This window comes from Tsukamurella pseudospumae (genome assembly GCF_001575205.1).
Lineage (GTDB): Bacteria > Actinomycetota > Actinomycetes > Mycobacteriales > Mycobacteriaceae > Tsukamurella > Tsukamurella pseudospumae.
Genome location: NZ_LSRE01000048.1, coordinates 1 through 20,653 on the forward strand (window position 1 = coordinate 1; position 20,653 = coordinate 20,653).

23 protein-coding genes and 1 pseudogene are annotated in these 20,653 nt (G+C 69.2%); 4 read left to right on the plus strand and 20 right to left on the minus strand.

Going from position 1 to position 20,653, the window contains the following annotated elements; translation table 11 throughout:
* Positions 1-353, minus strand: a 353-nt coding sequence (locus tag AXK61_RS19230; protein WP_197466748.1) for a transposase, incomplete at its 3' end; no start/stop codon positions are given.
* 745 nt (positions 354-1,098) lie between these two features.
* On the opposite strand from AXK61_RS19230, the gene AXK61_RS19235 reads away from it, so the two are divergent.
* Positions 1,099-2,856: a coiled-coil domain-containing protein gene (locus AXK61_RS19235; RefSeq protein ID WP_068746723.1), complete on the plus strand. Its 1,758-nt coding sequence runs from the start codon at positions 1,099-1,101 to the stop codon at positions 2,854-2,856.
* 8 nt (positions 2,857-2,864) lie between these two features.
* Positions 2,865-3,026, plus strand: coding sequence for a hypothetical protein (locus AXK61_RS25155; protein ID WP_156485759.1), 162 nt, complete (start codon positions 2,865-2,867; stop codon positions 3,024-3,026).
* 76 nt (positions 3,027-3,102) lie between these two features.
* On the opposite strand, the gene AXK61_RS19240 is transcribed toward AXK61_RS25155, so the two are convergent.
* From AXK61_RS19240 to rpsP, 19 genes are all read right to left on the minus strand, one after another.
* The gene (locus AXK61_RS19240; protein ID WP_068746724.1) at positions 3,103-3,885 is read right to left on the minus strand and encodes a hypothetical protein; all 783 of its coding nucleotides are present in this window, start codon (positions 3,883-3,885) and stop codon (positions 3,103-3,105) included.
* 129 nt (positions 3,886-4,014) lie between these two features.
* Positions 4,015-4,299, minus strand: a complete 285-nt coding sequence (locus tag AXK61_RS19245) for a helix-turn-helix domain-containing protein (RefSeq protein ID WP_068746725.1) — start codon at positions 4,297-4,299, stop codon at positions 4,015-4,017.
* 548 nt (positions 4,300-4,847) lie between these two features.
* Complete coding sequence (locus tag AXK61_RS19250) at positions 4,848-5,327, minus strand: hypothetical protein (RefSeq protein ID WP_156485760.1); 480 nt, start codon at positions 5,325-5,327, stop codon at positions 4,848-4,850.
* Positions 5,328-5,602: 275 nt separating this feature from the next.
* Complete coding sequence (locus tag AXK61_RS25160) at positions 5,603-6,115, minus strand: hypothetical protein (protein ID WP_156485761.1); 513 nt, start codon at positions 6,113-6,115, stop codon at positions 5,603-5,605.
* Between the two features lie 5 nt (positions 6,116-6,120).
* Entirely contained in the window at positions 6,121-7,245 is a 1,125-nt protein-coding gene (locus tag AXK61_RS19255; RefSeq protein WP_068746727.1) for a DUF262 domain-containing protein, read from the minus strand.
* Positions 7,246-7,507: 262 nt separating this feature from the next.
* A complete protein-coding gene (gene rplS / locus AXK61_RS19260) occupies positions 7,508-7,849 on the minus strand; it encodes a 50S ribosomal protein L19 (RefSeq protein ID WP_019203499.1) in 342 nt (113 codons plus the stop codon).
* Between the two features lie 61 nt (positions 7,850-7,910).
* The gene (locus AXK61_RS19265) at positions 7,911-8,888 is read right to left on the minus strand and encodes a hypothetical protein (protein WP_068746728.1); all 978 of its coding nucleotides are present in this window, start codon (positions 8,886-8,888) and stop codon (positions 7,911-7,913) included.
* 114 nt (positions 8,889-9,002) lie between these two features.
* Positions 9,003-11,420: a Tex family protein gene (locus tag AXK61_RS19270; RefSeq protein WP_068746729.1), complete on the minus strand. Its 2,418-nt coding sequence runs from the start codon at positions 11,418-11,420 to the stop codon at positions 9,003-9,005.
* Positions 11,421-11,429: 9 nt separating this feature from the next.
* On the minus strand, positions 11,430-11,849 hold the full coding sequence (locus AXK61_RS19275; RefSeq protein ID WP_068746730.1) for a hypothetical protein: 420 nt from the start codon (positions 11,847-11,849) through the stop codon (positions 11,430-11,432).
* Positions 11,833-12,717 (minus strand): hypothetical protein, encoded by an 885-nt coding sequence (locus AXK61_RS19280; RefSeq protein WP_068746731.1) that lies wholly within the window; start codon positions 12,715-12,717, stop codon positions 11,833-11,835. The genes AXK61_RS19275 and AXK61_RS19280 overlap by 17 nt, the downstream gene beginning before the upstream one ends.
* Positions 12,714-12,992, minus strand: a complete 279-nt coding sequence (locus AXK61_RS19285; protein WP_068746732.1) for a hypothetical protein — start codon at positions 12,990-12,992, stop codon at positions 12,714-12,716. The genes AXK61_RS19280 and AXK61_RS19285 overlap by 4 nt, the downstream gene beginning before the upstream one ends.
* The gene (locus tag AXK61_RS19290; protein WP_068746733.1) at positions 12,989-13,300 is read right to left on the minus strand and encodes a YbaB/EbfC family nucleoid-associated protein; all 312 of its coding nucleotides are present in this window, start codon (positions 13,298-13,300) and stop codon (positions 12,989-12,991) included. The genes AXK61_RS19285 and AXK61_RS19290 overlap by 4 nt, the downstream gene beginning before the upstream one ends.
* A gap of 76 nt (positions 13,301-13,376) precedes the next feature.
* Positions 13,377-14,516 carry a sensor histidine kinase gene (locus tag AXK61_RS19295; RefSeq protein WP_068746734.1) on the minus strand — a complete coding sequence of 380 codons (1,140 nt, stop codon included), beginning with the start codon at positions 14,514-14,516 and terminating at the stop codon, positions 13,377-13,379.
* Entirely contained in the window at positions 14,513-15,184 is a 672-nt protein-coding gene (locus AXK61_RS19300) for a response regulator transcription factor (protein WP_068746735.1), read from the minus strand. The genes AXK61_RS19295 and AXK61_RS19300 overlap by 4 nt, the downstream gene beginning before the upstream one ends.
* Positions 15,185-15,272: 88 nt before the next feature.
* Positions 15,273-15,659: a hypothetical protein gene (locus AXK61_RS19305; RefSeq protein ID WP_068746736.1), complete on the minus strand. Its 387-nt coding sequence runs from the start codon at positions 15,657-15,659 to the stop codon at positions 15,273-15,275.
* A gap of 116 nt (positions 15,660-15,775) precedes the next feature.
* Positions 15,776-16,477: a tRNA (guanosine(37)-N1)-methyltransferase TrmD gene (gene trmD / locus AXK61_RS19310; RefSeq protein ID WP_068746737.1), complete on the minus strand. Its 702-nt coding sequence runs from the start codon at positions 16,475-16,477 to the stop codon at positions 15,776-15,778.
* 4 nt (positions 16,478-16,481) lie between these two features.
* On the minus strand, positions 16,482-17,003 hold the full coding sequence (gene rimM, locus AXK61_RS19315; RefSeq protein ID WP_068746738.1) for a ribosome maturation factor RimM: 522 nt from the start codon (positions 17,001-17,003) through the stop codon (positions 16,482-16,484).
* 5 nt (positions 17,004-17,008) lie between these two features.
* A complete protein-coding gene (locus tag AXK61_RS19320; RefSeq protein ID WP_013126270.1) occupies positions 17,009-17,257 on the minus strand; it encodes an RNA-binding protein in 249 nt (82 codons plus the stop codon).
* The gene (rpsP, locus tag AXK61_RS19325; protein ID WP_068746739.1) at positions 17,258-17,713 is read right to left on the minus strand and encodes a 30S ribosomal protein S16; all 456 of its coding nucleotides are present in this window, start codon (positions 17,711-17,713) and stop codon (positions 17,258-17,260) included.
* Positions 17,714-17,916: 203 nt separating this feature from the next.
* On the opposite strand from rpsP, the gene AXK61_RS19330 reads away from it, so the two are divergent.
* Complete coding sequence (locus tag AXK61_RS19330; RefSeq protein ID WP_068746740.1) at positions 17,917-19,299, plus strand: glutamate decarboxylase; 1,383 nt, start codon at positions 17,917-17,919, stop codon at positions 19,297-19,299.
* A gap of 249 nt (positions 19,300-19,548) precedes the next feature.
* Positions 19,549-20,643 (plus strand): annotated as a pseudogene (locus tag AXK61_RS25765) (acyltransferase); the annotation flags it as partial.
* Positions 20,644-20,653 lie beyond the last annotated feature (10 nt).

Below are 20,653 nucleotides of genomic sequence, written 5' to 3' on the forward strand. Positions count from 1 at the left end.
GCAGCGATCGCCGCCAACGCCGCGTCGACATCGCCTGCTAAGGCGGTGATCAGCCGCGACACCGTCGGATCGGAGGCGACCTGGCCCATCACCTGTGGTTGGGTGCGGAGCTGATCGAGGTCGGCCAGGCAGTCCCCGCCCGCCGCGATCGACACCGCCAGATCAAGCACCGTCTTCCCCGGATCGTGGATCGCGTTCGGCTTGCGCCACGGCATCAACGCACTGGTCAGAGCCGCGGTCAGACCGACCGTCTCGGCGGTACGAAGCAACAGCACTGTCCCGGCATGCGAGACGAGGTTCGTTCCGGCCGCGTCGACCGACACCTTCGGGTAGCAGGACGTAGACTGACTCACCAGAAAGGTGCTCCTTCGAGACTGGAAATAGGTTGGTGTGGTAACCCCTATTCTTCCAGCTCAGAGCACCTTTCTTCATGTCCGACACGACCTCACCCGCGAAAGGCCGAGGCTAGTACTGTGCCTTTACTTCATTCAATCGGCGGGCTCCGTGCCGGGACCGATGCGCCCTCGCGGCCCCGTCGCGGCGGGGCCGTCGCATCGACGCGGCACCTGGTCCGCGTCGACGGCCCCAGCATCGCCGCCCGCCATCGGCCGGCGGCGGGGCTCGGCGCGGCCGGCGACAGCGGCCCCGCGCCCCGCGCCCCGCGCTCCCGGGCACCGGAGCGCGGCGGCCACCGCAGCCGTGGCAACCGCCGCGGCTGCCCTACAGCGGTGCCGACGGCGAAGCCCCGGGCACCTGCGACCCACCCGGAGGGTGGGCATTCCCTGGCGAGCGCCAGCGAGCTGCCCTTGCCCCGCAGGGCGCCAGACGGACCGAACGGAGTGAGCAGAGAGCGCCAGCGAACGGTCCGTCCTATGGCGCCTAGGACAGAGCCACTGTTTCGGGGTACGATGGGACGCGAGGACGAAGTCCGATGCACGCATCGGAGCACGGAGCGGTGGCTCTAAGCGGGTGCCGCAGGCGCCCGTATCCGAAGGAGCGGGGCACCCGGTCAGGGTGCGGCGCTCCGAGGATCGGCGGGCCGGAGGCCCGTCGATGTGGGCGCGGTGGAGCGGGCGAGGCGAGTGGAGGTGGGCCCCGGTGGCAGCAGGTGCGAGCGAGGCGCTCGGCGCGAGCCGCGCGTCGATGGACTACCGCGCCATGCTGTCGGATGGTCCTGGCCCCGACAGCGCGCGCCGCCAGAACACACTCGAGGAATCGATGAGGAAGACCGCGGGCAAGGCCGCGGTCGAGTTCTACGCCGCGCGCAACCCGGCGATCAATACGGCGAAGACCAAGTTCAACGTGGACATGGTCAACGACGGCAACGGTGGGTTCCGCACGGCCATCAGCATCGATGAGGTCGTGGCGTACGGCGACGCTCGGGTCGGGCGACTTTCCAAGAAGCTAAAGCCGCATCGCTTCGAGAACGGCAAGGAGCGCGGCGGCGAACGACACGCGCTCACCATCGTGGGGCAGGCCCCGTGGGGGTTGTTGGAGCCAGACGGCACGACGTACCACCCTTTGGGTAAGGACGGGCTGCCCCGGGATGGGCAGGACGGCCGCGACCTCGTCGAGCTGCCCCGGTACCGCGCCAAAGACCCCGCCGAACTCATGCGGTACTTCGAGAACTACATTCAGGCGCAGGCCGCGATTCTCCCCGGTGGTCGGGACGCTATCCACGGGTACAGCATCAACATGGACGAGACGCGCCCGCACATTCAGATCCTTGCCGACCCCTTCGAGGCCAACGAGCGCGGCAAAGAACCCGATGCGTTGAAGAACGGTTTTTCTCGCGGCTTCGGTTCGCATCGCAGCGACACCCTCGTCATGCGCAAGGACAAAGCCGGCGTCATGCGTGAGATGCGCGAGGGTGCATCCGGCAAAATGTCTCGGTATCACGATGAATTGAAAGCGCATATGCTCGCGGCCGGGTTCGACATTGAGGCCGAGCGCGACGAGCGGCGTCACGACCGGCGGCTGGATTTGCCGGACTTCAAAGAGGTCGAGCACCAGAAGCAGTTCATTTCCGAAGACGTTGAGGTCATCGCGGAAATGCGCGAGCTGGCAGCTCTGGAAATGGAGTCGGCCGCAGACGCGCACGCGGGTGTCGTGGGTCGCGAGGCCGAGACTGCCGCGCGGATCAAGGCTTCGATCGCGGCGGTGAACAGGTCGATCCATGCGGTGAATGACGACCGCCGCGCGGTCGACGCCGATCGCGTCACGCTCGACGCGGAGCGGGCCGAGTGGCGCGAGGTCGAGCGGCCCAGGCTGGTGAGCGCCGCGAAGGCCGAGGGTCGTGACGCTGGCCGCGCCGAGGGCGAGGCCGAGGCCGCCAGCCTGGTCGACGACGCCCGCACCGAGCGCGCCAATGCGGCCACCGCCGCAGCCGCGGCGGTGGCCGACCAGCGCGCCGCGCGGGAGGCGTTGGAGCGCATTGAGCAGCGCGACCAGGAGGCCGCGGAGCACGCCGACGAGCAGCGTCGCGCTGTCGAGACCGCCCGCGACGAGGCTGTCGCCGCGATCAAGTCGGCCGCCAACGATGCGATCGCGGACATGCCGACCCCGGCGATCGATGACATGTCGGTCGGGTACGTCGCGGCGGCGAAGGCTTGGAAACTGAAGTCCGGCCGCACCGCCCACGACGAGCTGAGCGATCGTGCCCTGACGTGGGCGCGGCAACAGGCGGCGTCGCGGGGCGGCGACGTAGGCGAGTACGTGCGCCGCACGATCGGCGAACAGCGCGAGCGCTCGGCCGCGGCCAGCGCGCGCATCGATGCGACGCTCAACGACCTGCACGGCGATGCGCGTACAACAGGAAGGGGGCACGACCAGGGCAACGACGGCGCGAGCATGTAGGAGGGGCTGTGGACAGCGACACAGCGCGAGCGGCGGCGCTCGACGACGAAGCGGCGATGCTGGAATCGTTCGCCGATGTCAGGTACGAGCGGGCGGCGCGGTGGTACCGCGGCGGAACCAGGACACTCGTTGAGAGCCTGGATACCGCCGACGAGTGCGCCGGGTGGTAGCCCCCCGCCGCAGCCCCGAAACACAGAGCCCCGACCAGCGATGATGCTGGCCGGGGCTCTGCTGCGCCCGGGGTCGTCAGAGGCCCTTCATGATGAAGGCAGCCAGGGTGAAGTGCGTGATCGTCGGGTTGGTGGTGGAGCACTCGAGCCGGCTGGTGAACTTGGTGCCGGGCTCGAGCTCGCGGCCGTAGTCCTCCGGGTACGCCGTCTTGCTCATCGTGCACCAGGCGTCGCCCTTGGGGCTCGGTACCCAGGCGAAGGTGCCGTCCGGCATGGTCTGCCAGTCGCGGGTGTCGTTGTCGCCCTGGATCGTCTTGATGCAGGGCAGCGGGTCGGTCAGCGTCAACGCGATGGCGTCCCTGGTGATGCCTGGTGCCGCGTTGCTGCAGACCTTCTGCGCGGTGTCGATGCGGGTGTTCGCCTCGGCGTTGTTGCGGGCTCGGGCCTGGCACACGAGTTCCCGCTTGGAGGCGGAGCAGTTGAGCATGTTGTCAGCGCTGCGGAACTTGAAGATCAGCCCCCCGGTCGTGGGGTCGCTGGCCTTGGTGCCCTTGGGGCGCCACTGCTTCGGGCCCTGCGGGTCGTAGGTGCCCGGCGCGGTGGGCGCGAACTCGTCGGGGGCCACGTCGGCGGTGGGCGCGGACGTGGGCTTGCCCTTGGTCGTGGTCAGATTCGCCTTGGGTCCGGGGTCTCCCAGGTCGGTCGTAGTGGCGGTGGCGACGGCCGTGGTGTCACCTCCGGTGTTGCTGATCGCGACGATGACCACGAGCAGGGCGACCACTAGCACAGCGATCGCGCCAATGCCGGCGATGACGAGGTTGTTCGGGTTTCGAGTCCACGAGGGACGCTGATTGTTCACGGTGCTCCGTTCCGCCGGCCACGTGATGACGCGGACGGCTCGATGCCTGTGGCATGTGTGTCGACCGCGCATGACCGCGGTCCATGTGATTCAGGGGCGTACCGCGCGACGGGGGCGGGTACGCGAGCGCTACTGCTGCGGTGCAGCCTCGGCGGCCTGGGCGCGCTCGAACAGCTCTGCGGGCGTGAGCCCTAGAGCCAGTGCCAGTTCCCACAGGACGTCGCTACTGACCGCCCCGGTGCCAGCTTCGAGGCGCCCGATCGTGGCACGCGATGTGGTGCTGGCCGTTGCCAGCTCGGCCTGCGACATCCCAGCGTCGGTCCGAGCGTCGCGGATGACGCGACCCAGTGCGGCGCGGCGCATGTCACGCGTCGCCGCTTGGGCGGGCGTGAGGCGACTCGCGGGTGCTGGCACCCCCGAATTTTCGCATGGCGATCCTGGTCATAAACCTCCCCCGGTTCGGATGCTGCAGTACTGCAACACACGGTAGCGGACGGCACCCGCGCGCGTTTGTCGTGGGTGATAGTCGGCCGTCGAGTCCGTCCACTCAGGGACGGACGCGCGAGCACCGTCGGCGGCCTCGCGGCGGGGCCGCGATTGGCCCCGCGACCAGCACGTTATGGGGTACGTGCGGTGATTGCAAGAGGTTCGGAGCGCGCCGATTTGGAGGCGCCTGCTACCCTCCTACGAAACCTGAAAAGTTACACCGGAGGGTTATACCCATGTGACTTTTGTCACACGAGGATCAGTCCCAGTTCGGCACGTCGTCCCCGGGGTCGCAGACCCCGCGAGACCGCGAAACCTCGGCCGCGAGGACGTCCAGCATCTCGGTCACACTCCCCGGCGGCGGCGTCATCCCGTGGACGCACGTTGCGCACCGTGGCGCGGCACCGTCGATCCCCGGAGCGTGCCATCGCCGGCCGTGTATCGCGCACTCAGCCATCGGCATCGAGCACCCCCAATCACAGGTCCCGGAATACGTGGACACGATAGTCCGCGGCCCCGAGTACGGTATGCCCGACCGCCATGTCCCGCTCGTAGCCGTACCACGAAAAGTACCTCTTGACCTCGTCGGATACCCCGTCGAGCAGGCCGACGCTCTCGGCGTGCTGGATCACGTAATCGCGGAACGTGTCGTAGGTGCCGACATACTTGTCGGCGAAATCTCGAACGATCGGGTGGCCGTGTTGATCCAGCTCGATCAAATCGAACTGCATCGCTTCGTGAAGCGCGTGGCGCTCCACCGGGTTCAGCTCGTGCATGGACGTGCGGATCACGGTGGTGCCGCTCCTGGGCGGCACGAGGTAGTCGGCGTCATCGGGCTGCAGCCCGTTGGCCGCGTTGTACTGATCCGCCGCCTCGGCGGCGCTCATGCCTCGTGCCGCGGGCGACAGCGTACGGCGGGCGATGAGCTGTTCAATCCAAAGCTCCTGAGCATTCACGATGAGAGTCCTCCTGCTGGGTGGATGTGCCGATGCATCCACCCGGCCCGGCCCCGCCGGGGTGCCCGTGACCGAGCCCAAGATGAAACGTCCCCCAACGCGCGGGTCGTTAATGCTCATGAGTAGCTGGCCAACGCAACCACACCGTCACGACCGGGGTGCGGGGCCTGCCGACGAAGGAGGCCGGCACCGCGCGTCGGGTTGCTCCGCGAAGACGCGCCTTGGTACCTCAGCCCCGCCAGACGAGCGCGCTAACGCTTCGGCAAGTAGGCGAATCACAGTTCCGGGAAGATTATCCCCTGCAACTCCTTACCAATAGTAAGTGCAGCATCCGACCACGCAAGCGACTTCCCCGAGGTAACCTGATCTCCGTCGCCATGAGCAATCTTTTTCCGCGCAGCCACCATCGCGCCTAATCGGTTTCTAAGTTCTTGATCTTCTGCATCAAGTTTGGATTCCAGAGTTATCCGCCAAGCAGGATCGAATGATCCAACAAAAGTGAGCAGTTGATCCGGCGTAACTCCGAGACCAGTTCGCAAATTAGATTTTACCCTTCGATGCAATCGCGCATTGCCTGTGGTTGATGCATACAGATCTGCGAGATCATCCCGAATCGCTTCAATGTAGCCAACCGAACGCACAGTCAAATATCTAGCAAGCGCGCGCTCCACTGAATCAGGATGGTCAGGAGACAGGCTTCTCAAGCATTCTTGCACCTCCATCAGGTCAAGGCGACGTTGCTTTACCGTCGCCTGATACGGCGCATTCTTCGCTGTCGTTACGATCATTTAAATCAGCCCAGGAAATGGCGCGCTCGAGAAAGCCGGGACTCTACAGCATCCTTATCCGCGGTTGCACGACCAGAACTCTTGAGGAATTCATCATCGGCGACGAGCCTGATGAACTTCGCGCTCAGATCGGTGGGCGTATCCCCTCGCTCAAGGATCTCCATCACCGCAACCATCACGGCTTCCGCCTGAGCAGTATTGACCTGGTTGCCGCTAGCACGTCTGAAGGCAGTAGGCCCGACCTCCCTGTTGACCACTTCACACGCTAGCAAAAACAGGTGTCCCCGCCGATCAGAGCTCATGTCTAGAGTCCTCGACGCGCCCGCAAATTTGTTCAAAAACGTCTTCAGCGGTCGGTTATAATTGCCACTGTCGGTATACAGCGCCATAATTCGCAGGATAAGTTCATGATCTCGGATGCGTTTCGACTTTACCTTGGAGTTGTTGCCAGCAAATAGGATTCTCCAGTTTTCATCGCTATTGAGTCGCTCAATAGAAGCCATCAGCTCCCCCGCGTAGAGTGCCACGCGAATCTCGTGAGGAGTGAGCTGAGTGCCGCCAGAATTCAGCCTTTCGAAGATCTGAAAGATCGAGTCATTTACTTCTTCTGAACCATCCGCAGAGACGATCGTTGCTTGCATGTAAGAGTCATCCAGCTTGAACTGCAAAGACTCGTCGAGAGTATCGTAGGTCAACCCCTTAAACTCGTCGGCCACGTAACTCAATGCGAAGACCTTACCCTCATGGGTTCCTTTATAGAATCTCTGTAGCGTTATAAGACGCTGCTGCCCATCGAGAATTAACATACGATTGTCGCCAGTCTGCTTCACGAGAAATAGCCCCGGGACGGGATAGCCGAGTAAGAGCGACTCAATGAATTTATCCATCTGAGCCTTCGACCAGACAAAGCCACGCTGAAATCCTGGCACCTGGACCAGTTCGTCAGCCCCTCCAAACTGCGGCACCAGCATCGACTTACGGTTTATCCGCTTTACCAGCGCGTCGATACTCATGTCCTGAGTGGAGAAAGTCACTCGAGCAGGGGACCGTTCGACGTCGATCAAGTCCTCTAGTTCGTCATCTCGTAGCGTCCGATCGTCTGCGGCAGCGACGCGCTCATCATGATCCATTCGCTCATGCTACTAGCAAGACAACGGAGGCACCCCGGTTGTGTAGCCGCGATCTGACGCATCGCCAGTTGCCTTCGCCTCCCGCACTGGAGTCGTCAAGGTCACGTCGAGCGTGCGTGATGCTTCACCGGGCGCGCGTGATCCCTCGTGTCAAAGGAGGGCCCCACGCCAATGCGTGGAGCCCTCCTGATGCCTGACACTATACCGTAGTTTTAACCGTAGTTTCTGCGGTAAGCGATCAGCAAGTTGCTGTTTATGCAGGTCAGCGCTTTTCCTTGATCTTCGCCGCCTTGCCGCGCAGGTCGCGCAGGTAGTACAGCTTCGCGCGACGGACGTCACCACGGGTGAGGACGTCGATCTTGGCGATGTTCGGGGAGTGCACGGGGAAGGTGCGCTCCACACCGACGCCGAAGGAAACCTTGCGCACCGTGAAGGTCTCGCGCACGCCGCCGCCCTGGCGGCGGATCACGACGCCCTTGAACACCTGGACGCGCTCCTTGCTGCCCTCGATGACCTTGACGTGCACGTCAAGGGTGTCGCCGGGGCGGAAGTCGGGCACATCGCTGCGCAGGGACTGCTGGTCAATGAAGTCGAGCGTGTTCATCGCTGGATCATCCGTTTCTTACATGTCTTCGTGAGCAGAGGACCCTGGCGGCCCGTCGCGGCTACTGCCGCGGGGGTTCGACCGGTTCGTACTCCTGTCCTGCCGACTGCTCCGCAGTCGGATACACCCGGGCAGCACGCAGCCCGGGCAACCTGTTGATTGTGCCAGATCGGCGCCGGTTCTTCGAAATCGTCAGGCGGCGGGCCATGGACCTGGGTCGACGGGGCGGCGCCGGCGCGGGCACGACGGTGCGATCCAGCTCGCGCTCCGCATCCTCCCGCAGGTGCGGCAGCAGGTCCGGACGGCCGGCCATCAGCTCCTGCACCGCGATCTTCGCGCGGATCAGCGGTCGGCGGACCCGCCGCTCGCGGCGCAGCGCGCGCAGCATCCGCCGGGAGCTCGTCTCGTACCGCCAGCGCGCCCACGGCGAGCCCGGCCGCGCCAGCCGGATCGCGCCGATGAGCAGCAGCGGGAAGAAGAACAGGCCGACGAGCCCGGTCCAGATCTTGCCTTTGAGCAGCACGATCGCTGCCGTCCCGAGACTGATCACACCGAACAGGATCTGCGCCGCCCGCTCGGGCGAGTCGCGGAACCCCGCGATGTCCACGAGGTCCAGGGGCCGCAGCCCGAGCAGGAGCAGCCCCGTCACCGCGACCGCGACGAACACGGCGTCGACCGAGGCGCGCCCCTCCTCCTGCCAGTACACGTCCCGCAGGTACAGGATCAGCGCGAACTCGTCGAGGATCAGCGCCGCCCCCAGCCCGAAGACCCCGGCCAGTACCGCGGCCGTCGTCTGGGTGGCCTTGTCGAAGTTCGCGATGAGGCCGATCGCCGAGCCCATGCAGAGCACCACGCCGAACACCATGTGGTGCACGTGCAGGCCGCCGGGCGTGACATTGCCGAACCACCACCGCACCTCCGCCCGGATCAGCCGCACGCTGATCCGGATGCACACGAAGCCCACGATCAGCCCGACGAAGAAGGCGAACAGCGGCAGCCGTCCCGCCTCCACGATGTCGTGCCGGAACCAGGTGGACATGTCTCCAACCTACGGCGCGGACCGTCGCCGCAGGTCGGAACGCCGCGCGGCGCTACTTGCCGAAGCCGGCCTGGCGCAGCGCGTCGGCAGCGCTGCCCCGATCACAGTCCTAGATCACTTCCCGAAGCCGGCCTTCCGTAGCGCGTCGGCCATCGAGCCCTCCTTGGCGCTCTGCTCCCGCCCGCCGCGCTGCCCCCGGGCGCCCTGCTGACCGCCCCGGTTCTGCCCGCCCTGACCGCCCCGGTTCTGCCCGCCGCGCGACTGTCCGCCCCGCTGGCCGCCGCGATCCCCGCGGTCACCGCCGCGCTGCCCGCCGTCGCGCGGACCGCGCTGCTTGGGGGCGGCATCGTCGTTCAGGCGGAGCGAGAGGCCGATGCGCTGCCGCTCCACGTCCACGTCGACCACCTTGACCTTGACCACCTGGCCGGACTTGACCACCTCGTGCGGGTCGGAGACGTACCGGTCCGACATCGCGGAGACGTGGACCAGACCGTCCTGGTGCACGCCCACGTCGATGAACGCGCCGAAGGCCGCGACGTTGGTCACGACGCCCTCGAGCACCATGCCCGGCTTGAGGTCGGACACCTTCTCCACGCCCGCGGCGAAGGTCGCGGTGGCGAACGCGGGCCGCGGGTCGCGACCGGGCTTGTCGAGCTCGGCGAGGATGTCGGTCACCGTCGGGACGCCGAACCGCTCGTCGGCGAGCTCGGCCGCGATGTCGGACGGACGCAGCTTCGCGAGCGCAGCGCTGTTGCCGATGAGCTCGGCCAGCTGCAGGCCGGAGCGATCCAGGATCTTCCGGACGACGGGGTACGCCTCGGGGTGCACGCCGGACGCGTCCAGCGGGTCGTCGCCGCCGCGGATCCGGAGGAAGCCGGCGCACTGCTCGAAGGCCTTCGGGCCGAGCCGCGGGACGTCCAGCAGGCCGGAGCGGCTGCGGAAGGCGCCGGACCGGTCGCGGTACGCGACGATCGCCGCGGCCAGCGACTCGGAGACGCCCGACACCCGCGCGAGCAGCGGCACCGACGCGGTGTTCAGGTCCACCCCGACGGCGTTCACCGCGTCCTCGACCACCGCGTCGAGCGACTTCGCGAGGCTCGCCTGCGACACGTCGTGCTGGTACTGCCCCACGCCGATCGACTTGGGATCGATCTTCACCAACTCGGCGAGCGGGTCCTGCAGGCGGCGGGCGATGGACACGGCGCCGCGCAGCGAGACGTCCATGTCCGGCAGTTCCTGCGAGGCGTACTCCGACGCGGAGTAGATCGACGCGCCGGCCTCGCTGACGACGGCCTTCGCGGGAACGCGCGCGCCGGCCTTCTTGATCTCCCCGAGCAGCTCCGTGGTCAGCGCGTCGGTCTCCCGCGAGGCGGTGCCGTTGCCGATCGCCACGAGCTCCACGTCGTGCCGGGCGATGAGCGCCGCCAGCAGGGCCTTGCTCTTGTCCCACTGGTTCTGGGGCTGGTGCGGGTAGATGATGAGCGTGTCGAGCACCTTGCCGGTGCCGTCGACGACGGCGGTCTTCACGCCGTTGCGGAAGCCCGGGTCGAGGCCCAGGGTGGGCCGGGTGCCCGCCGGGGCGGCCAACAGCAGGTCCTTGAGGTTGGTCGCGAACACGGTGACCGCGTCCTCCTCGGCGCGCTGCCGCAGCCGGGTGCGGGCGTCGACGGTCGCGGAGACCATCAGCTTGGTGCGCCACGCCCACCGCGCGACCGTGCCCAACCATTTGTCGGCCGGCCGGCCCTGGTTCGAGATCCCCAGCACGGCCGCGACCATCGCCTCGTAGTCGGCGTCCTCACCGCCGTCGAACTGCAGGGAGAGCACCTCCTCCTTCTCCCCGCGCAGCACGGCCAGCACCCGGTGCGACGGCATCTGGTCCAGCGGCTCGGAGAACTCGAAGTAGTCGCGGAACTTCTGCGCCTTCTGCGGGTCCGCGCCCTCGCGCACGCCGGTGCGCAGCGTCGAGTCGCCCCAGAACTTCTCGCGGACCGTGCCCACGAGCTCCGCGTCCTCGGACGCCCGCTCCACGAGGATGTGCCGCGCGCCCTCGAGCGCCGCCGCCGCATCCGCGACGTTCTCCCCGAGGAACTCCCCCGCCAGCTCCTCGGGAACCAACGTGGGATCTGCCAGCAGCCGCTCGGCCAGCGGAGCGAGGCCGTTCTCCCGCGCGATCTGCGCCTTGGTGCGCCGCTTGACCTTGTACGGCAGGTAGATGTCCTCGACGCGGGCCTTGGTGTCGGCGGCCAGCAGGGCGGCGCGGAGCTCGGGCGTGAGCTTGCCCTGCTCCTCGATCGAGGCGATGACGGCGGCGCGGCGGTCATCGAGTTCGCGCAGGTAGCCGAGCCGCTCCTCGAGGGCGCGCAGCTGCGCGTCGTCGAGGCTGCCCGTGACCTCCTTGCGGTATCGGGCGATGAACGGCACCGTCGACCCCTCGTCCAGCAGCTGGACCGCTGCGGCCACCTGGTTCTCCCCCACCGAGAGCTCCTCGGCGATGCGGGCGGATACGGACTTGCTCGGCGCGCTCGAATTCACGCGGCCACCCTACCGGCGACCACCGACGAGTTCGGCGATCACCGGCTCGGTGGCGCCGCACACCATCACCGCCTCGTACGCGACATCGGCCAACGCGGCCCCGCCGTCGCGGACGAGGAAGTGCAACGCCGACAGCGCCCGTGCCGCCTGGAAGCCCAGGACGTAGCCGGTGTGGTCGCCGTCGCGGCGGCACCGGTGGGCTGCCCGGTCGAGGTGCTCGACCGCCGCCGCCAGACGGTGCGCCTCCCCGCGCCGCGAGCCCGGCGCCCGCCGTTCGTCGAGGAGCACCTCCCCGGCGTCGTCGAGCCGCGGATCCGCCGCACGATCCAGCGCGCCGGCCACGAGCGTCACACCCGCGGCGTGCCGACGGTCCGCAGCCACGGCTGCGACCGCATCCGCCAGGTCCGGCAGGCTAGTCGACCGATGCATCCGCGTCCTCCCCGCCACTCGCCCACGCGTCGCCCGACCAGCTCGGCGCGAAGCCCGACGCGCGCAGGTGATCGCACACCTCGTCGGGCGGCGGGGTCGCGCCGACCACCGGTCCGGGCGCGAATCCCCGTGCGGCGCAGAAGGTCGCGATGGACAGCTCCGGCCAGTCCTCGTTGCCCGCAGCGAGCTCACCGTCACGCAGCACCACACCGGGCCGCAGGTAGCCGTCGAGTTCGGTGGTCCCGATGAGCCGCCAGGGCCGGCCGGCCTCGTCCACGACCTCCGCGACCGCCATCCGCGCCCAGTCCCGCGCCGCGCCGCCGATCGCCCCGCACAGCTCCCGCAGCCGCAGATCCAGGTCCGCGGGGGCCGAGGCCGGGACGGCGTAGTGCGCTGCGCGGTGCGCACCGTCGGACCCGAGAGACCGGCCGAGCATGCCCAAGCCGGCCAGGGGCGCCATCCCGCCGACGGCGGAACCGTGCCCCGCGGCGAGATCCGCGGACCGTCGCTCCGCCTCCTCCGCCGCGTCCACCGCCTCGGCCCGGCCCCGCAGATCCGCGAGGTCCGCGGCCTCGTCCGCCGCCGGATCACCGGGCGGGCGCCCGCCACGGGCCTCGAGGCGCGCGAGCGCGGTCCCCGCGGCGATCCCGGTCATCCGTGCGCGCGTCTCGTCGACGAGGACCGCGTAGTCGCCGACGAGGGCCGCCCGGGCATCGTCGAGCTCGCCGGCCCGGACCAGCACGTCCGACGGTGCCCGCACGCCCAGCCGGGCGGCGATCCGCCGTGCCTCGGCGTGCGCGGCGCGGTACTGCTCGGCGGCGCCGGTGAACTCGCCGGGCGAGCGGGGCCAGAACTCGGTGTCGGTCATCCCGCGGCCTCGATCGCCCTCGCGGCGGATCGATCCGTGGCCGTTGCCGCGCGGGAACCGGCGCGGATGCGCACGGCGAGCGCCCGGAGCTCCGCGACGGACGACGCGCGCAGGTCGCGCGCCAGGGCGTCGGAAGCGGCGGGGACCGCGCCGAGCGCCCGCGCGTACCTGTCCGCGGGGAGCGGAAGGGCGGCCGGCGCGGGGAGCGCCTCGGCGAGAGCGTCGACGGTGCGCGCGAGCCGCTCCCACGCCGCCGGTTCGAGTTCGAAGATCATGCGGGGGTCCGGGCGAGCTCGGCGCGCCGCGCGTAGTGCTCGTGCAGCGAATCGGCCGCGCGCTCCGCGAGTTCGACGATCAAGGGCCCCAGCCGTTCCGGCGGGTGAGCCCGAGCGGACGCCGGCGCGAGGTCGACCTCGACGACGTGCCCGCGCACGTCGACGGTGACCGCCACCGTCCGGTCGTGCGAGCGCGCGGTGACCCGTGCGGTGCGGAACTCCGCGTCGAGGCGGGCCAACTCCGCCTCGCGCCGCTCGACCTCCGCCAGCAGGGCGTCGGCACCGCACGCACCGTTGAGAACAGCCATGATTCCCCTTCAATCCCGGGCGCCCCCACGCCCGCTCCGGCCATCATGCCGCGCTGCTCGACGCGCGGGGGCGGATCTACGGAATCGGCGCCGGTGCGGGTAGTTCCACGCGCAGGCGCGCCCCGCCCGACGGTGCCTCCCCGACCCGGATCGCCCCCTCGTGGGCCCGCACGATCTCGGCGGCGATGGCCAGCCCGAGGCCGGAGCCGCCGTCGTCCCGGGACCTGCCCTCGTCGAGGCGCAGGAACGGGGTGAAGACCTGCTCGCGGTCCTCCGGCGCGATGCCGGGCCCGTCGTCGTCGACGTCCAGGACGACGGCACCGTCGACCTCCCGGACGGTGAGCGAGACGGCCGACCGGGCGTGCCGCGCCGCGTTGTCGACGAGGTTCTGCAGCAGCCGCGTCACCTGCTGCCGCGAGCCGACGACGAGGGTCGCGGGATCGACGTCGACGGTGTACGCGACGTCCGTCGGGGGCCGCACGGGCCCGAGCACCTCGAACAGGGGCAGGATCTCCCGCTTGAGCTTCTCCCCCGCCTCGAGCCGCGCGAGCGTCAGCAGGTCGGTGGCCACCGATTGCAGCCGGTCCACGTCGATCAGCGCCTCGCGGACCGCGACGACGGGGTCCACCTGGTCCGGATAGGCGGCCGCCACCTCGAGGTCGGCGCGGACGGCACCGATCGGCCCGCGGAGCTCGTGCGCCGCGTCGGCGACGAACCGCAGCTGCCGGTCGGACGATTCCTGGAGCAGTTCCAGCGTGTCGTTCATGGTCCGGGCCAGACGGGCCACCTCGTCGTCGCCCGCGGGCTCGGGAACGCGCAGGCTCAGGTCCCCCGAGGAGAGCTCACGGAAACGCTGCTCGATGGCTCCGACGGGCCGCAGCACCCGGCCCGCGACGAACCACGCGATGAGTCCGGAGATCGCACCGGCGAGGGGCGCCGTCGCGAGCACCGCGATCCGGCCCCACTGCGAGAGCGCCTGGCGCACCTCGAAGGCCGCGGCGGCGCCGGGCACCGGCGGACGGTCGCCCGGCGACGCCCCGGTCGTGCCCCACACGGCACCGGACGAGGGCGGCACGTCGGTCGTGGGGGTGATCTCGCCCAGCACGACATCGGTGAGCAGCCAGACCACCGCCAGCGCGATGACGGCGTAGCCGATGAACACGATGACGCCCGTCAGCAGCGCGAGCCGCATCCGGACGGACCCGAGGCGCCTCACGGGCGGATCCGATAGCCGTAGCCGCGCAGCGTCTCGATGGACGCGGCGCCGAAGGGCGCGTCCACCTTGCGCCGCAGCGCGCTGATGTGGACCTCGATCCGGTTGTCCGCGACATCGGCGGCCTCGTCCCACACGGACCCGGCGAGGGCGGACTTGGACACCGGCCGGCCGGGCTCGCGCGCCAGGGTGGCAAGGATCTCGAACTCCTTGGCGGTCACCGTGATCGGCGTACCCGCGCGGGCGACGGTGCGCGCGGTGACGTCGACCTCCAGGTCACCGACGGTCAGCACGACCGCCCGTTGCTGCCCGGCGCGACGCAGCAGGGTGCGCAGGCGCGCGAGGAGCACGACATAGGAGAACGGTTTGGTGAGGTAGTCGTCGGCGCCGGCATCGAGCCCCTCGGCCTCGTCGTACTCGCCGTCCTTCGCGGTGAGCATGAGGACGGGCGTCCAGTCCTCGCGGGCGCGCAGCGCGCTCACCACCCGGTAGCCGTTGCGCAGCGGCATCTGGACGTCGAGCACGATGACGTCGAACCGGGTCACCTCGGCCGCGAGGAGAGCGGCCTCGCCGTCGCCGACGGTCTCGACCGCGTAGCCCTCGCAGCGCAGGCCCTCCGCGAGGCCGCGCAGCAGGCGCTGGTCGTCGTCGGCGATCAGGATGCGGGGCAACGGCCTTCCCTTTCCCTCGAACGCGGGCGGCACCGTCTGCCCTCTCGGGCTCGACGATACCGCCCGCAGTTGGCCGGTCTTTGCAGTACTACTTCGCCTGGGGCACCTCGATGACGCCCTGGCCGTTCCCGCCGGCGCCGGTGGGGCCGGTCACGACGCCGGGCTTCGCGCCGGGGCCGTTGCCCGTGACGGTGCCGGTCTTCGGGTCGTACTTGCCCACCACCTTGCCCGTGGAGTCGGTGATGGTGCCGTCGGGCGCGATGGTGAAGCCGGCGCCCGTGGTCGGGACCTGCGAGCACGGGACGATCTTGTGGGGCTGGCCGTTGATGCCGGTGGTGCCGCAGATCGGGGCGCCGGGCTTCGGGGCGGTGGTGTCGCCGCCGGCGGACGCGATGCCCGCCCCGAGGACGCCCCCGCCGACGATGGCGAGGCCGGCGGCGGCAGCGGCGGTGCGGCGGAACTGGATCGTGCGCATGGAGTGTCTCCTTCAGGTGGACCGGCGTCGGCCGGTTCGAAGCGCTCGCTTCGGTGACACCACACTGCGGGAGGGGCTCTGTGGCCCACCTGAAGCCGCCTGAAGACCCCTTCAGGTCACGAGGTCTGCGCAGGTGGCAGCAGATCGGGCCGACGGTCCGCCGTCCGCGCCAGGGACTGTTCGCGGCGCCACTGCGCGACTTTCGCGTGGTCGCCGGACAGCAGCACCGGCGGCACCGTCAGGTCGCGCCAGGTCTCGGGACGCGTGTACGAGGGGCCCTCGAGGAGCCCGTCGGCGCCGTCGGAGAAGGAGTCGTCCTGGTGGCTGAGCTTGTTGCCGAGCACCCCGGGGATGAGCCGGCCGAAGGCCTCGACCATGACGAGCACGGCGACCTCGCCGCCGATGAGCACGTAGTCGCCGATGGACACCTCGACCACGCGGACACGCCGGGCGGCGTCGTCGAAGACGCGCTGGTCGATGCCCTCGTAGCGGCCGCAGGCGAAGACGATGTGCTCCTCGGTCGCCCATTCGTGCGCCATGGCCTGGGTGAAGGGGATGCCCGCGGGCGTGGGGACCACGAGGAGGGCGTCGTCGGGGCAGATCTCGTCGAGGGCGGGGCCCCAGACCGTGGGCTTCATGACCATGCCGGGGCCCCCGCCGTAGGGCGAGTCGTCCACGGCCTTGTGCACGTCGTGCGTCCAGTCGCGCAGGTCGTGGACGCCGAACTCGAGCAGCCCCTTGTCGACGGCCTTGCCGAGCAGCGCCTGACGCAGCGGCGCGAGGTACTCGGGGAAGATCGTCACCACGTCGATGCGCACGGGTCTACTCCGGATCGAGGAGACCGTCGGGCGGGTCGACGGTGACGACGCCGGCCGCCACGTCGATGACGGGGACGATGGCGGTGACGAACGGGATGAGGATCTCGCGGCCGTCGGGCGCCTTCACCGACAGCAGTTCACCGCCGGGCGCGTGCAGGACTTCGGCGATGACGCCCACGTCCTCACCGCCGACGGTGCGTACGGCGAGGCCCTCGAGTTCGTGGTCGTAGAACTCGTCCGGATCGTCGCTCGGCTCGACGTCGGCGGAGTCGATCAGGAAGAGCGTGCCGCGCAGCTCGTCTGCCGCGGTGCGGTCGTTCACGCCCTGCAGACGCACCAGCAGCCTCCCGGAGTGATTCCGGGAGGCTGCCACGGTGTACGTCTGGGTGTCCTTCTCACGGGGGCGGCGTCCGGTGAGGACGACGCCGTCCGCGAAGCGGAGCTCGGGCGAATCGGTGCGCACCTCCACGACGAGTTCGCCGCGGATGCCGTGCGACTTGGCGACGCGGCCGATCACGAGCTCCATCGGGGTCAGCGGACCCGATCGGTGTCGACGACGTCGATCCGGATGCCCTTGCCACCGATGCCGGTGACGAGGGTGCGCAGGGCGGTGGCGGTACGGCCGCTGCGGCCGATGACCTTGCCCAGGTCGTCCGGGTTCACGTGGACCTCGATCACGCGACCGCGACGGCCGGTGATGAGGTCGACGCGGACGTCGTCCGGGTTCGACACGATGCCGCGCACGAGGTGCTCGACGGCATCAGCGACGACGGCACTCATTTACTCGCCCTCGGCCGGAGCCTCGGCGGCGGCCTCGGCCGGAGCCTCAGCGGCGTCGTCGGCCTTCTTCTCGGCCTTCTTCTTGGGCGTGGTGGCGGCCACGGCGGGCTCGTTGTCGGCCGCGGCGAGCGCAGCGTTGAAGAGGTCCAGCTTGGACGGCTTCTCGGCGGCGGTGCGCAGGGTGCCCTCGGCGCCGGGGAGGCCCTTGAACTTCTGCCAGTCACCGGTGATCTTCAAGAGGGCGAGCACGGGCTCGGTCGGCTGCGCGCCGACGCCCAGCCAGTACTGCACGCGCTCGGAGTCGATCGCGATGAGCGACGGCTCCTCCTTGGGGTGGTACTTGCCGATCGACTCGATCGCGCGGCCGCTACGGCGGGTGCGCGCGTCGGCGATGACGACCCGGTACTGCGGGTTGCGGATCTTGCCGAGCCGCGTGAGCTTGATCTTGACAGCCATGTGTCGTGTTCCTTCGTGTGTCGTCACGTGTGCAATTCAGCGATGCGTCAGGATGAACGCACCCGGTTTTGCCGTCTTCATGCGTGACCGCCGGGCGGTATCTCAGCCGCTGCCGGTCAGCAGCGATCCATTGTGCCATGTCGTGCGAGCTGCACGAAATCGCCCGTACTGCCGCCCCCGGCCCGCGGCGGTAGCGTTCGGTCATGTCCACGAATCCGCTCGACGACGACGCCGTCCTCATCCCCGCCTACGCGGGACGGCTCGGCACCGACCCCCTCCCCCGTGCCCGGCTCGCGGACGGTGAGACGACCTCGGCCGAGGCCTACCGGTTCATCCACGACGAGTTGATGCTGGACGGGCAGTCGCGGATGAACCTCGCGACCTTCGTGACGACGTGGATGGAGCCGCAGGGTCAGGCCCTCATGGCCGAGTCCTTCGACAAGAACGCCATCGACCACGACGAGTACCCGGCCACCTCGGCGATCGACGCGCGCACGGTGGCGATCGTCGCGGACCTGTTCCACGCCCCGGGCCTGGACCCGGCGGACCCGACGTCGGCGACGGGAACGACCACGATCGGCTCCTCCGAGGCGGTCATGCTCGCCGGCCTCGCCCTCAAGTGGCGGTGGCGCAAGGCCCGACAGGCGCAGGGCCTCGATGCGAGCCGGCCGAAGCTGGTCCTGGGCTCGAACGTGCAGGTGGTGTGGGAGAAGTTCTGCCGCTACTTCGACGTCGAACCCGTCTACCTCCCCATCGAGCCGGGCCGCTACGTCATCACGCCCGAACAGGTGCGCGCCGCCGTCGACGAGCACACGATCGGCGCCGTCACGATCCTGGGCACCACCTTCACGGGCGAGTACGAGGATGTCGCGGGCGTGTGCGCGGCGCTGGACGAGCTCGCCGCGCAGGGCGGACCGGACGTACCGGTGCACGTCGACGCCGCCAGCGGCGGCTTCGTCGCCCCGTTCCTCGACCCGGACCTGCAGTGGGACTTCCGGGTGCCACGGGTGGCGTCGATCAACGCCTCGGGGCACAAGTTCGGCCTCACCTACCCCGGTATCGGCTTCGTCGTCTTCCGCGACCGCGCGGCGCTCGACGAGGACCTCGTGTTCCGAGTGAACTACCTCGGCGGCGACATGCCGACCTTCACCCTCAACTTCTCCCGCCCCGGCGCGCAGATCATCGGCCAGTACTACAACTTCGTCCGGCTCGGACGCGACGGCTACACCAAGGTGATGCGAGCCCTGCGCGGGACCGCGACGTGGCTGGCGAAGGAACTCGGCGCCCTGCCGCACCTGCACGTCGTCACCGACGGCTCGGCCCTGCCCGTCGTCACCCTGACGATCGACGACGGTGCGCCGTTCACGGCCTTCGACGTCTCGCACGAGCTGCGCGCGTACGGATGGCAGGTCCCGGCGTACACGATGCCGGCGGACGCGCAGAGCGTCACCGTCCTCCGGATCGTCGTGCGCGAGGGCTTCTCGGGCGATCTGGCGGGCCGGCTGCGCGACGATCTCGCCGCCGCGCTCACTCGGCTCGGCAGGACGGACGGGCCCGCCGATCGGCGCACCGTCTTCCACTACTGAGCGCCTCGCAGGCGGGACCCCGACACGCGGCTCACGGCCCCGGCCTCGACTCGCGGCTAAACTGGCGGCCGAACACGGTCACCTCCGCGTGACTCGCGCCACTTCCGGTGCGTTGCACTCGGACAGGAGGTTACCGGCGGGTAAATTCGGGTTGTTCGTTGCAGCCTGTGCCCCGCACCTCAGCCCGGTGTAGCCCACTGCCAGGCCGCTGACAGCCACCTCGCAGGATCGGACCACAGACTCTTCATCATGGCCACGCACCTGGACCGCACTTCCCCGTCACCGGTTTCCACCGGTGACGGGGAGGTCGCGCGGCCTCGCGGCGGCTACCTCCATCAACTCGACTTCGTCCGGACGATCACGTTCCTGCTGGTGGTGTTCATCCACACGCTGACGAACACCAACGACGAGGTCAACGGCACCGTCACCAACGCGATCGCGATGAACCTGCACTTCACGCGGAACGCGTTCTTCGCGCTGACGGGCCTGGTCCTGGCGTACGGGATCGTCGAGCGCGGCGCGCAGCTGCGCCCCGCCACGTTCTGGCGCAAGCGGCTCAAGCTCGTGGTGATCCCGTTCGTGATCTGGGCGTTCGCCTACTGGGCCTACGACATGACGGTTCGCGGTGACGGCTCCGCGATCCCCCGGAGCCTCGGCGACTTCTGGAACAACCTCAAGTGGGGCGGCCTCAACGGCTACCAGCTGTACTTCATCTTCGTCACGATCCAGATCTACGTGCTGTTCCCGCTGATCTTCGGGTTCGTGCGCCGCACCCGCCGCTTCCACGGGCGGATCCTGCTCGCGAGCGCGGCGCTCCAGGTCGGGATCTACGTCGCGGCCACCTACTGGAACCCGACCACCGGGTGGTGGGGCGAGAACTTCTGGCACCTCTACGCCACGTTCATCCCGTACCAGTTCTTCATCCTGCTCGGCGTGATCACGGCGTTCCACCGGGAGCGGGTGGAGGCGGTGCTGCTGCGGCACGCCCCGCTCGTCTTCGGGCTCGCGGTCGGCACGGCCGTCGCGGCGCAGGTGCTCTACCGGGTCCGCCTCAGCGACGAGACCGCCCCGATCGTGGCCTCAGCAGTGTTCCAGCCGGCGAACTTCGTGCTCTACGTCGCGCTGGTCGCGGCGGTCTACACGACGGGCCTGCTGCTCGCCCGCAACCGGCACCGCCTGCCGCGGCTGACGCGGTTCGCCTCGTACGGCGCGAAGCGCTCGTTCGGTGTCTTCCTCGTGCACGTCATGGTGCTCTCGGTGCTGCTCCTGCCCAAGTCGGGCGACGGTGCGCCGTGGCTCACCACGGTGCTCCCCTCCCCGTTCGGCACGGCCGTCGCCTACCTGATCACGATCG